Consider the following 11,753-nt stretch of genomic DNA (forward strand, 5'->3'; position numbering starts at 1 on the left):
GACCGCGCGGCGAGGACGGTCGTCAGATCGAGGTGCGGTGGAAGCCCTGGAACGACCGGCTCGGCGTCGGGCCGCGCTGGCCCTGGTAGCGCGAGCCGTACTTCTCCGAGCCGTAGGGGTGCTCGCTCGGCGAGGAGAGCCGGAAGAAGCAGAACTGCCCGATCTTCATGCCCGGGTAGAGCTTGATCGGCAGCGTGGCGACGTTGGCCAGCTCGAGCGTCACGTGGCCCGAGAAGCCCGGGTCGACGAAGCCCGCCGTCGCGTGCGTGAGCAGGCCGAGCCGGCCCAGCGACGACTTGCCCTCGACCCTCGCGGCGATGTCGTCGGGGAGGGAGACCACCTCGTAGGTGGAGCCGAGCACGAACTCGCCCGGGTGCAGGATGAACGGCTCCTCGCCCTCCGGCTCGACCTCGCGGGTGAGCTCGGACTGGTCGGCCGCCGGGTCGATGTGGGGGTAGCGGTGGTTCTCGAAGACCCGGAAGAAGCGGTCGAGGCGCACGTCGACGCTCGAGGGCTGCATCATCTGCGGGTCCCACGGCTCCAGGGCGATCCGGCCGGCGTCGATCTCAGCGGTGATGTCGCGATCGGAGAGCAGCACCCGGCCGACCCTAGGCCACCCGTCGGCCACTGGGGAGGGGGTCGCACAATGGCTCGGTGACCTTCCACCGCTACGTCGCCCTGGGCGACTCCTTCACCGAGGGCGTCGGCGACCCCGACCCGACCCGGCCCAACGGCCTGCGCGGCTGGGCCGACCGGGTCGCCGAGGTGCTCGCCCGGCAGACCGACGACTTCGGCTACGCCAACCTCGCGATCCGTGGGCGCAAGCTCGGCGCCATCATCGACGAGCAGCTCGACGTGGCCCTCACCCTCGAGCCCGACCTGGTCACCATCCACGGCGGCGGCAACGACGTGCTGCGACCCCGCGTCGACATCGACGCGCTCGCCCGGACGTACGACGAGGCGATCGCGAGGCTCGCCGCCACGGGCGCCCGCGTGGTCATGTTCACCATCGTCGACCCCGGCAGCGGCGGCATCTACGGACCCGTGCGCGGGCGGATGGCGATCTTCAACGAGTGGGTGCGCGAGATCGCCGACCGGCACGGCGCGACCATCGTCGACATGTGGCGGATGCGCGACATCGAGATCGGCAGCGTCATGGACACCGACCGGATGCACCTCAACAGCGCCGGCCACACCCACATGGCGCACGCCGTCCTCGAGGCCATCGGCGTGGAGCACGGCTTGGAGCCGGTCACCGTCGAGCCGCTGCCCGTCCGCGGCCGCCGCGAGACCTGGGCCGCCAACGCCCAGTGGACCCGAGAGTTCCTCGCGCCCTGGGTGCACCGGCGCCTCACCGGGCGCTCGTCCGGCGACAGCGTCACGGCCAAGCACCCCACCCTCTCGCGGGTCGGGTCGGACACTCCCTAGCCCGGTCCGGTAGCATCTGGCCCGCTGTCCCAGGACGGCACTGCGGATGTAGCTCAGCTGGTAGAGCGCGACCTTCCCAAGGTCGATGTCGCGAGTTCGAATCTCGTCATCCGCTCCATTCCATCCATATCTCCCCCGTGATCGCGCGCCGAGCGCGACGCTCCGCGAAACGTCGATGTCGCGAGTTCGAATCTCGTCATCCGCTCCATTCCATCCATATCTCCCCCGTGATCGCGCGCCGAGCGCGACGCTCCGCGAACGTCGATGTCGCGAGTTCGAATCTCGTCATCCGCTCCACGACTCCTCCTGACCGCGCCCCTCGGCTGCGGACGGGCGAGCGCGGTCGACTAACGTCGCACCACGTGAGCTTCACCGGATTCCCCGTCGCCGCGCTCGACTTCTACGACGACCTGGAGATGGACAACACCAAGTCCTTCTGGGAGGCCAACAAGCACGTCTACAAGGAGTCGGTGGAGGCGCCGATGAAGGCGCTGATGGCCGCCCTGGAGCCCGAGTTCGGCACCGCCAAGGTGTTCCGGCCCTACCGCGACGTGCGGTTCGCCAAGGACAAGACGCCCTACAAGACCCACCAGGGCGCGTTCGTCGCGGCCGGACCGCGCACCGGCTGGTACGTCGAGATCTCGCCGCGCGGCACTCGCGTCGGCGCCGGCTTCTACGACGCCGACGGGCCGACGCTCGCGGCGATCCGCGACGCGATGGCCGACGACACGACCGGACCTGCCCTCGACCGGCTGCTGCGCAAGCTGGAGCGGGCGGGCTTCGAGGTCGGCGGCGACCAGCTCAAGACCTCGCCCCGCGGCTACGACGCCGACCACCCGCGCATCCACCTGCTGCGGCGCAAGCAGCTGTTCGTGGGGCGGTCCTACGGCTTCGAGGCCGACGCCATCGGCGCCGGTCTCGTCGACCGGGTCCGCGAGGACTGGCGCGCCCTGCGGCCGCTGATCAGCTGGCTGCGCGCGGTCGACTGAGCCGGCCGCGTCGGGCGTACGTCAGGGCCCGACCGTCAGTGCGGCTGCCAGGCGTCGTCGTCACGGGTCAGTGCGGCGACGCCCTCGGGGAGGGTGCCGTCGGCGAGCTGCTGGATGGTGACCTGCTCGAAGACCATCCGCAGCGAGTGGCGCGCGGCGATCCACACGTGCTGCAGCACCTTGGCGCTGTCGTCGTACTCCACCGCCTCGGGGCGCAGGCCGTAGACCGAGACGAGCGGGCCGTCGACCGCGCGGATGACGTCGGCGACGGTGACCGACTCGGGTTTGCGGGCGAAGCGCCACCCACCGGACTGGCCGCGCTGCGACACCACGATGTCGGCGCGTCGCAGGTCGGCCAGGATCGCCTGGAGGAAGCCGTGGGGGATGCCCTGCGCCTTGCCGAGCTGCTCGGCGCTGACGGCGGTCCCGTCGGCACGCACCGCGATCTCGATCAGGGCCCGGAGGGCGTAGTCGGCTTTGGCGGAGACGCGCATAAGGCCAGTTTGTCAGATATGTCGGCAGAGACAGTGCGCCTGCCCGACGGGCAGCGCACAGGGACGTACGCCGGCGGCCCGGGGGCGGGCGCCGGCGTGCGTCGATCGACGGGTCAGGCCGTCGTGGGCTGGAGCTCCTCCTCGGCCAGTGCGGCCTTGGACAGCCGCTCCTGCTTGACGGCCCAGACGATCGCGGAGACCCAGAGGACGAAGATGACCGCGGCGGTGACGGCGGTGGCGACACCCGGGGCGCCGATGGAGTCGAGCAGCGTCTTGGAGTTGGTCAGGATGATCAGGCCGCCCGCCGCGGTGCCGAGCACGCGGGCCGGGAGCTTCTTGACCAGCCACGCGGCGACGGGCGCGGCGATCACGCCACCGGCGAGGAGGGCACCGGCGTAGCCCCAGTTGATGCCGGCGGCGCCGAGCCCGAGGAGGAAGCCGAGCGAGCCGCCGACCGCGACGACGAACTCCGAGGTGTCGATCGAGCCGACGACCTTGCGGGGCTCGAGGCGACCGCTGGAGAGCAGCGAGGTGGTGCCGACCGGGCCCCACCCGCCGCCGCCGACGGCGTCGAGCGTGCCCGCGACCAGGCCCATCGGGGCCAGGAACGCCGCGGAGGGGTGGCCCTTGAACGTCGGGCGGGCGCCGCCGAGGCGCAGGAAGCGGTAGACGACGTAGAAGCCGAGGCTGAGCAGGATGATCGCGACGATCGGCTTGGCGACCGCCGCGTCCATGTTGGACAGCAGCGTCGCGCCGGCGAAGGCGCCCACGAAGCCGGGCACCGCCAGGATCGACACCGTGCGCCAGTCGACGTTGCCCAGCTTGTGGTGCGAGGCGCCGGACACCAGCGAGGTGCCGATCTCGGAGAAGTGGACGGCGGCCGAGGCCGCTGCCGGTGCCACACCGGCCGCGAGGAGCAGCGTCGAGGACGTCACGCCGTAGGCCATGCCCAGGGATCCGTCGATGAGCTGGGCGATGAGGCCCACGACGCCGAGCACGATGAGCTTGCGCATGCGCAGCTCCTTCCGGTTCTGGGGACGGCAGCGACGCGGTCGCGGGCCAGGTCGAGCGGGTCTGGTTTGTCAGGTGAAAGACTAGACATACATGGAGTGATAGACAAAATCGACATGGCGCGGCGGCGTGTCGCCCTTCCCGACCACGCCCAGAGCGCTCGGCGAACGTGACGTTCGCCCGATCGTGTTGCGCGGCGCCGCCCGGCGAGGCATCATCTTGTTACTGGCGAGTAGGCACTCGCCCCCGATCCCGCGACCTGACAGGTGGAAGCTGTGAGCCACTACAAGACCAACCTCCGAGACATCGAGTTCAACCTCTTCGAGATGCTCGGCCGCGACGAGGTCCTCGGCACCGGACCCTTCAGCGAGATCGACGCCGAGAGCGCCCGCGAGATCCTGCGCGAGGTCGAGCGGCTCTCCCGCGAGGACCTCGCCTCGTCCTACGAGGACAGCGACCGCAACCCGCCGGTCTTCGACCCCGCCACCCACACCGCGCCGGTGCCCGAGTCGTTCAAGCAGAGCTACCAGGCCTGGATGGACTCGGAGTTCTGGCGCCTGCAGGTCCACGAGGAACTGGGCGGCACGCCGGCCCCCTCGTCCCTGGTCTGGGCCCTCGGCGAGATGGTGCTCGGCGCCAACGCCCCGGTGTGGATGTACGCCGCCGGGCCGGCGTTCGCCAACGTGGTCCACCGCAACGGCAACGACCGCGACAAGGCCGTCGCCCAGTACATGGTCGACCGGCGGTGGGGCTGCACGATGGTGCTCACCGAGCCCGACGCGGGCTCCGACGTCGGCGCCGGCCGCGCCAAGGCCGTCCCCAACGAGGACGGCTCGTGGAACATCACCGGCGTCAAGCGCTTCATCACCAGCGCCACCCACGACATGAGCGAGAACATCATGCACCTCGTCCTCGCGCGCCCCGAGGGCGTCGAGGGCGTCGGCGGCCCGGGCACCAAGGGCCTCTCGCTCTTCTGGATGCCCGAGCAGCACTTCGACCTCGAGACCGGCGAGCTCACGGGCGAGCGCAACGGCGTCTACGTCACCAACGTCGAGCACAAGATGGGCATCAAGGTCTCCAACACCTGCGAGGTGACCTTCGGCGACCCGCAGGTCGGTGGCGGCGAGCCGGCGAAGGGCTGGCTGCTCGGCGAGGTGCACGACGGCATCGCCCAGATGTTCCAGGTCATCGAGAACGCCCGCATGCTGGTCGGCACCAAGGCCATCGCGACGCTCTCGACCGGCTACCTCAACGCGCTCGACTACGCAAAGGAGCGCGTCCAGGGCGCCGACCTCACCCAGGCCGCCGACAAGACCGCCCCGCGCGTCACGATCACCCACCACCCCGACGTCCGTCGCTCGCTGATGACCCAGAAGTCGTTCGCCGAGGCGATGCGCGCCCTCGTCCTCTACACCGCCACCTGGCAGGACGAGGTCATGCTCGCCGAGCACGCGGGCACCGCCGACAGCGACGAGGCCCGCCTCGCCGCCGCGGTCAACGACCTGCTCCTCCCGATCGTCAAGGGCTACGGCTCCGAGCGCTCGTGGGTGCTGCTGGGCACCGAGTCGCTGCAGACCTTCGGAGGGTCGGGCTTCCTGCAGGAGTACCCGATCGAGCAGTACGTCCGCGACGCCAAGATCGACACCCTCTACGAGGGCACCACCGCGATCCAGGGCCAGGACTTCTTCTTCCGCAAGATCGTCAAGGACCAGGGCCGGGCGCTGGGCCACCTGGCCAAGGAGATCGAGGGCTTCCTCGCCTCCGAGGCCGGCAACGGTCGCCTCAAGAACGAGCGGGCGCTGCTCACCACGGCGCTCGAGGACGCCAACGCCATCGTCGGCCACATGATCAACGACCTGATGTCGTCGGCCGAGGAGCAGCGCAACATCTACAAGGTCGGGCTCAACACCTCGCGCCTGCTGATGGCGCTCGGCGACGTCGTCTGCGGCTGGCTGCTGCTGCGCCAGGCCGAGGTCGCGCTGGACAAGCTGGCCGGTGAGGTGTCGGCGAAGGACAAGGCGTTCTACGAGGGCAAGGTCGCGGCCGCGCAGTTCTTCGCGCAGACCAACCTGCCCCGGGTCAGCGCCGAGCGCGCCATCGCCGAGGCCACCACCCTCGAGCTGATGGACCTCGACGAGGCGGCGTTCTGACCGTCGCCTGACCGGGCGTGCGGCGGCGGCCGCCGCCGGCCCGCCGACGGTCCATCAAGGTATGTCGCTCAACCGGCACTTCCCTCGCTCAGCTCATCGAGGGAAGTGCCGGTTCGTCTGCGTACCTTGATGGACCAACGCCACGGATGACAGGTGTCACGGGGAGGTCGTGACACGTGGGCGAGGGCCGGGCGCGCCCGGGCCGACAGGGTGGACGCATGAGCACCCCAGCCATCCACGCCACCGGGCTGCGCAAGGCCTTCCGCTCGAGCGACGGCACCCGGGTCGTCGCGGTCGACGACGTCGACCTCACGGTCCACCCCGGCGAGATCGTCGCCTTCCTCGGCCCCAACGGCGCCGGCAAGACCACGACGGTCGACCTGCTGCTCGGCCTGACGACGCCCGACGCCGGCACCTTGGAGGTCTACGGCACCTCCCCCGCGCACGCCGTACGCCAGGGGCGGGTGTCGGCGGTCATGCAGACCGGCGGCCTGCTCAACGACTTCACCGTCGAGGAGACGGTGCGCGCGATCGCCGCCCTGCACGGCCGCTCCGACCGCGTCGCGGTCGTCCTCGGGCGGGCCCGGCTGGACGGCATCGCCGCGCGCAGGGTCGAGGCGTGCTCCGGCGGCGAGCAGCAGCGGCTGAAGTTCGCCCTGGCGCTGCTGCCCGACCCCGACCTGGTCATCCTCGACGAGCCGACCACCGGCATGGACGTCGGCGCGCGGCAGGAGTTCTGGCACGCGATGCGCGCCGACGCCGCGCTCGGGCGCACGATCGTCTTCGCCACCCACTACCTCGCCGAGGCCGACGAGTTCGCCGAGCGCACGGTCCTGATGAACCACGGCCGGATCGTCCACGACGCCGCCACCGCCGACGTGCGGGCGGCGTACGGCGGGCGCACCCTGACCTTCCGCCCCCCGCCGGAGGTCGTCGGCGGCGCCGGCATCGACACCGACTGGCTGGCACGGGTGCGCGAGGCCCTGGCGCCCCTCGGTGTCAGCGACGTCGAGGAGTCCGCCGCCAGCCTCGAGGCCGCCTTCCTCGCCCTCACCGCCGAGCCGTCGCGCGGGACCGACGCACCCGAGCTCGAAGGAGCCACCCGATGACCGCCACGACCCTTCCCGCGCGCGCCGCGGACGACGTACGGCCCGCCCCGCGACCCGAGATGCGCGCCTACGCCCGCCTCGACCTGCGGCGTCAGTTCCGCGACCGGATCGGCATGTTCTTCGTCGTCGGCCTGCCGACGTTCATGTACCTCGTCTTCGGCCTCGGCTCCGACGACCCGGCCGGCAGCGGCAACGTCGCGATGGTCGTGATGATCTCGATGGCCGCCTACGGCGCGGTCACCGCGACGACCACCGTCGCGGGCAGCGCCGCCACCGAGCAGATGATGGGGTGGGGACGCCAGCTCGGGCTGACCCCGATGCGCCCGGTCGCCTTCGTGGTCGCCAAGGCGGCCGTCGCGATGGTGGTGGCCGCCGTCCCCGTCGTCGCGATCTTCGCGATCGGGGCCGCCACCGGCGCCCGCGGCCACTGGACGGACTGGGTGCTGGCCGGCGCGGTGGTGTGGCTCGGCTCGGCGCTCTTCGCGATCTACGGCCTGGCGATCTGCCTGCTGTTCCGCGGTCCCAACGCCTCCGGCATCGCGTCGGGGATGGTCGTGGTGCTGGCCTTCCTCGGCAACGTCTTCGTGCCGATGAGCGGCGTCATGCTCGACCTGGGCCGGCTCACCCCCTTCTACGGCTACCTCGCCCTCGCCCGATTCCCGGTCACCGACGGCTGGCTGATGATGGGAGATCGCGACCCGCTGTGGCTGCCGATCGCTAACGTGCTCGCGTGGACCGTGATCTTCGCGCTGCTCGCGCTGTGGGGCGTACGCCGCAGCCGGGCGCGGACATGACCACGGCGCCGACCACGACGCTCCCGGCCAACCCCTGGGAGAGGTGGGGCTGGGCGTTCGCGGCCATCTGGCTGGTCTTCCTGGTCTTCCCGGTCACCTCCGTCGCGGCTGCCGACGTGCCGGTCGCGGTCAAGGTGGCCGCCTGGCTGTGCATCGCCGCTTTCGCCGTCGCCAACGTGATGGGCTACTCCTGGCGCTGGAACACCTGGGCGTGCCTCGGCGTGATGGTGGCCATGGCCCTGGCCACCCTGCCCGTGATCGGTATGGGCGTCATCTCGTTCACGCCCTACCTCGCGATCCTCTCGGCCCTCGAGCTGCCCACCCCGTGGTGGAAGTGGGCGGTGGGCCTGTGGGCGGCGTTCCCGCTCCTGTCGTTGCTGCAGATCGACGACTTCCCACCCTTCTTCTTCCTCGTGCTCTGGCCGATCATGATCGGCGCCGTCATGCTGCGCATCTTCGGCGAGCGCGAGGAGCTGTCCTACCGCGCCCTGGGCGAGCACGCCGTGGTCGCCGAGCGCGAACGGGTGGCTCGCGACGTGCACGACGTGCTCGGGCACTCCCTCACCGCGCTGTCGGTCAAGGCCGAGCTCGCCGCCCGGCTGATCGACCTCGACCCCGCCCGCGCCAAGCAGGAGCTGGAGTCGATCCAGAGGACGGCGCGCCAGGCGCTCGCCGAGGTGCGGGCGACCGTCGGCGGGCTGCGCGCCGGCAACCTCGACGACGAGCTGGCCGCCGCTCCCCTGGTGCTGGCCGACGTCGGGGTCGCCACGACGATCGAGGGCTCCGTGGCCGACACCGACCCACGGCACCGCGCGCTGCTGGCCTGGGTGCTGCGCGAGGCGGTCACCAACGTCGTACGCCATGCGCAGGCGCGCACCGTGGTCATCGAGCTGAGCCCCGACGGCATCGCCGTCACCGACGACGGATCCGGCTGCGACGGCGCCGAGGGCAACGGACTGCGCGGCATGCGCGAGCGGGTCAGCGGCGCCGGCGGCACCCTCAGCATCCGCCCGGCCACCCCCGGCACCCGCGTCGAGGTGGCGCTGCCGTGATCCGGCTGCTGCTCGCCGACGACCAGGCGCTCGTACGCGGTGCGCTGGCGGCGCTGCTCGACCTCGAGTCAGACCTCGACGTCGTGGCCCAGGTCGGCCGGGGCGACGAGGTGGTCGAGGCCGCCCGTGCCTCGGAGGCCGAGGTCTGCCTGCTCGACATCGAGATGCCCGGCCTCAACGGCATCGAGGCCGCCGCGGCCCTGCGGCGCGAGCTGCCGGGCGTGCGGTCGCTGATCGTCACCACCTTCGGCCGGCCGGGCTACGTCCGGCGCGCCATCGAGGCCGGTGCCTCCGGGTTCGTCGTCAAGGACACGCCGTCGCGCCAGCTGGCCGACGCCGTGCGCCGGGTCCACGCCGGGCTGCGGGTCGTCGACCCCGACTTGGCCGCGGAGTCGCTCGTCGACGGCCCGAGCCCGCTGACCGGGCGCGAGCGCGAGCTGCTCACCCACGCCCTCGACGGATCACCGGTGGCCGCGATCGCCGCGCGCGTGCACCTCTCGGAGGGCACGGTGCGCAACCATCTGTCCGCCGCGATCGGCAAGACCGGGGCGACCACCCGCAGCGAGGCGGCCCGGATCGCCCAGGAGCGCGGCTGGCTCTGAGCCGACCGCGTCCGGCACGCCGCCGCCTCACACGTCGCGGCGCTCCTCCACGTGGGTGGTCTTCGACCGCTGGTTGTTCATGACCAGCGCGAGCACGAGCGCCAGGACGCCGGCGATCACCAGGATCCAGCCCACGGTGGTCGGGTCGACGACCTCCTGGACCGAGTCGGGGAACTCCTTGACGGCGAACAGCAGGATCAGGCCGATGACGAGCAGCAGGATGCCGACTCCGATACCCATGACGACTCCTTCGTGAGGGTGGCCCGCGGGGTGCGGGCACGCCCGGCTCGGGGCCGGGCGCTGCCGGAAGCGTAGGGGCGGGCGGCGCCGGATCGGTGGACCCCGACCCGTCGGGGTGCTCGGCCAGGACGCGGCGAGGGCCGGACCCCCGAGCGGGATCCGGCCCTCGCGCACGTGCGGTTCAGCTGGTCAGCGCACCTTGCCGACCTTGATCGTGACCGACCTGGTGGTGGAGGCGGCCTTGGCGGTCACCTTCACCGAGATCTTCGTGCCCTTCATGGCCCGGGTGAGCGTGAGCCTGGACCTGGTGGCCTTCTTGATCTTCTTCTTGCCCGCCAGCCACTGGAACCTGTAGGTCACCGGCGTGCTGGCGCGGAAGAGCTTGTCGAGCCCCGACAGCCTGAGCGTCTTGCCCACCTTGGGCTTCCCGCTGACGTCGACACCCGCGAGGATCGCCGCGAGGCCCACCGGCGTCGGCTCGGGCGTCGGCTCGGGCGTCGGCTCGGGCGTGACGGGGGCGGTGACGGGCGCCGTCGGGGCCGACTCGGCGCGGCCGAAGAGGTGGGCGACGGCACCGGCGGTGACCACCACCGTGATCTGTGCCCCGACGTCCTCGGCGGCCGGCACGTACGTCGAGTCGCCGGCGCCCTGGATGGGCAGGTCGTCGCGCAGCCACTCGTAGGAGACCACGGTGGGGGTCGGCGTCCAGGTGCCGATGGACGCGGTCAGCGTGGACCCCACGACGGGTGCGCCGCTGATGCTCGGCGCGACGGTGTTGGTCACGGTCGTCTCGGCAGCGTGCTCGCCGGGCACCAGCCTGGCGTCGATGCCCGCTCGTGCGCCGCCGGCAGCGAGGACGACGTCGTCGGCGTTCCGCAGGCGAGCCTCGTCGTTCCAGTACTCGTAGGCGTAGGTGCCCTCGACGTTGGCGCCGAGCTCGATGCGGTAGGTGCCCGCCGCGAGTCCGTCGAGCACGTAGGAGCCGTCCGTACCGGTGCGGCCGCTCCCCACGGGGGTCCAGTCGTCGCCGACCTCGACGAGCGCGGAGATCCAGGCGCCCTCGATGCCCGCCCCGGTCGGGCCGGTGACCCGTCCCGAGACCTGGGCGTCGGGCGACAGCTCGGCGTCGATCCCGGCGACCGTCGCCGCCTCGGCGACGACGACGTCCTCGGCGGCGTCGAGGGAAGGTTGGTCGTCGTAGTACTCGGTGGCGTAGGTGCGAGAGCCGACGTCCGCGTTGTCCCTGAACTCCACCCGGTAGGTGCCGGCCGCGAGCCCGTCGATGTCGTAGGAGCCGTCGTCCTGGACGAAGGCCGTCTTGGCCCACTCGTAGGCGACGTAGCCGTGCTCCTCGACCACCTCGTAGGCGGCCGCCACGATGTCGCTCGGGTCGGCGTCTGCGTCCGGACCCGTGACGGTGCCGGTGATGTGCGCGCCGGGAGCGAGCTGGGCGCTGGCCGCGACGGTGCCACCGCTCGGCACGGTGAGGGTGTCCGCGTCGTCCACACGGCGCGCGTCGTCGTAGTACTCCGTGACGTGTCCGGCGTACGTGTCCTCGAAGCGCACGCGGTACTGGCCGGGCGCCACCGCGATCGAGTAGCCGCCGGCCTGATCGGTGTGGGTGCCGGCGACGAGGCTCCAGCGCGCATCGTCGGCGTCGAAGGCGTAGAGGTCGACTCCGGCGTCGTCGAGCGGGCCGTCCGAGCCTGTGACGATGCCCGAGATGGTGCCGTCGGCGGCGTGCGCGGCGGGCGCGAGGCCAAGGACGCCGGCCACCAGCGTGGTCGTGATCAGTGCAGCGGCAGGCCGCCGCAGGCGTGCGTTCATGAAGCTCCCCCACGTCGAAGGACTCGCGCCGCCGATCGGCGCGGTCGATGATCGGGA

At 71.7% G+C, this 11,753-nt stretch carries 12 protein-coding genes and 1 tRNA gene; 8 read left to right on the forward strand and 5 right to left on the reverse strand.

What is annotated here, in order from left to right; all coding sequences use genetic code 11:
• Positions 1 to 22: 22 nt before the first annotated feature.
• Complete coding sequence (gene dcd, locus JX575_RS18070) at positions 23 to 598, reverse strand: dCTP deaminase (protein ID WP_186339428.1); 576 nt, start codon at positions 596 to 598, stop codon at positions 23 to 25.
• Positions 599 to 654: 56 nt separating this feature from the next.
• Between dcd and JX575_RS18075 the strand changes: the two genes are divergently transcribed.
• The 3 genes from JX575_RS18075 (at position 655) to JX575_RS18085 (ending at position 2,417) form a co-directional block, all read left to right on the forward strand.
• Positions 655 to 1,428, forward strand: a complete 774-nt coding sequence (locus JX575_RS18075) for an SGNH/GDSL hydrolase family protein (protein WP_186339429.1) — start codon at positions 655 to 657, stop codon at positions 1,426 to 1,428.
• Positions 1,429 to 1,470: 42 nt separating this feature from the next.
• Positions 1,471 to 1,546, forward strand: a tRNA-Gly gene (locus JX575_RS18080).
• Between the two features lie 244 nt (positions 1,547 to 1,790).
• A complete protein-coding gene (locus JX575_RS18085; protein WP_186339430.1) occupies positions 1,791 to 2,417 on the forward strand; it encodes a DUF2461 domain-containing protein in 627 nt (208 codons plus the stop codon).
• Positions 2,418 to 2,452: 35 nt separating this feature from the next.
• On the opposite strand, the gene JX575_RS18090 is transcribed toward JX575_RS18085, so the two are convergent.
• A complete protein-coding gene (locus tag JX575_RS18090; protein ID WP_186339431.1) occupies positions 2,453 to 2,911 on the reverse strand; it encodes an Rrf2 family transcriptional regulator in 459 nt (152 codons plus the stop codon).
• A 113-nt stretch (positions 2,912 to 3,024) separates the two neighbouring features.
• Complete coding sequence (locus tag JX575_RS18095; protein ID WP_186339432.1) at positions 3,025 to 3,924, reverse strand: sulfite exporter TauE/SafE family protein; 900 nt, start codon at positions 3,922 to 3,924, stop codon at positions 3,025 to 3,027.
• A gap of 273 nt (positions 3,925 to 4,197) precedes the next feature.
• Here JX575_RS18095 and JX575_RS18100 point away from each other — a divergent pair, with 273 nt between their 5' ends.
• The 5 genes from JX575_RS18100 (at position 4,198) to JX575_RS18120 (ending at position 9,629) form a co-directional block, all read left to right on the forward strand.
• A complete protein-coding gene (locus JX575_RS18100; protein ID WP_186339433.1) occupies positions 4,198 to 6,072 on the forward strand; it encodes an acyl-CoA dehydrogenase in 1,875 nt (624 codons plus the stop codon).
• 218 nt (positions 6,073 to 6,290) lie between these two features.
• A complete protein-coding gene (locus tag JX575_RS18105) occupies positions 6,291 to 7,181 on the forward strand; it encodes an ABC transporter ATP-binding protein (protein WP_186339434.1) in 891 nt (296 codons plus the stop codon).
• The gene (locus tag JX575_RS18110; protein WP_241005245.1) at positions 7,178 to 7,975 is read left to right on the forward strand and encodes an ABC transporter permease; all 798 of its coding nucleotides are present in this window, start codon (positions 7,178 to 7,180) and stop codon (positions 7,973 to 7,975) included. Before JX575_RS18105 ends, JX575_RS18110 begins: the two co-directional genes overlap by 4 nt.
• Positions 7,912 to 9,027: a sensor histidine kinase gene (locus tag JX575_RS18115; RefSeq protein WP_206054445.1), complete on the forward strand. Its 1,116-nt coding sequence runs from the start codon at positions 7,912 to 7,914 to the stop codon at positions 9,025 to 9,027. Before JX575_RS18110 ends, JX575_RS18115 begins: the two co-directional genes overlap by 64 nt.
• Positions 9,024 to 9,629 carry a response regulator transcription factor gene (locus JX575_RS18120; protein ID WP_186339436.1) on the forward strand — a complete coding sequence of 202 codons (606 nt, stop codon included), beginning with the start codon at positions 9,024 to 9,026 and terminating at the stop codon, positions 9,627 to 9,629. The genes JX575_RS18115 and JX575_RS18120 overlap by 4 nt, the downstream gene beginning before the upstream one ends.
• A gap of 27 nt (positions 9,630 to 9,656) precedes the next feature.
• Here JX575_RS18120 and JX575_RS18125 read toward each other — a convergent pair whose 3' ends face one another.
• Positions 9,657 to 9,869 carry a DUF6458 family protein gene (locus JX575_RS18125; RefSeq protein WP_186339437.1) on the reverse strand — a complete coding sequence of 71 codons (213 nt, stop codon included), beginning with the start codon at positions 9,867 to 9,869 and terminating at the stop codon, positions 9,657 to 9,659.
• Between the two features lie 189 nt (positions 9,870 to 10,058).
• Positions 10,059 to 11,696 carry a carboxypeptidase regulatory-like domain-containing protein gene (locus JX575_RS18130; RefSeq protein ID WP_186339438.1) on the reverse strand — a complete coding sequence of 546 codons (1,638 nt, stop codon included), beginning with the start codon at positions 11,694 to 11,696 and terminating at the stop codon, positions 10,059 to 10,061.
• Positions 11,697 to 11,753 lie beyond the last annotated feature (57 nt).

It is taken from the genome of Nocardioides sp. zg-1228, from assembly GCF_017086465.1.
Lineage (GTDB): Bacteria > Actinomycetota > Actinomycetes > Propionibacteriales > Nocardioidaceae > Nocardioides.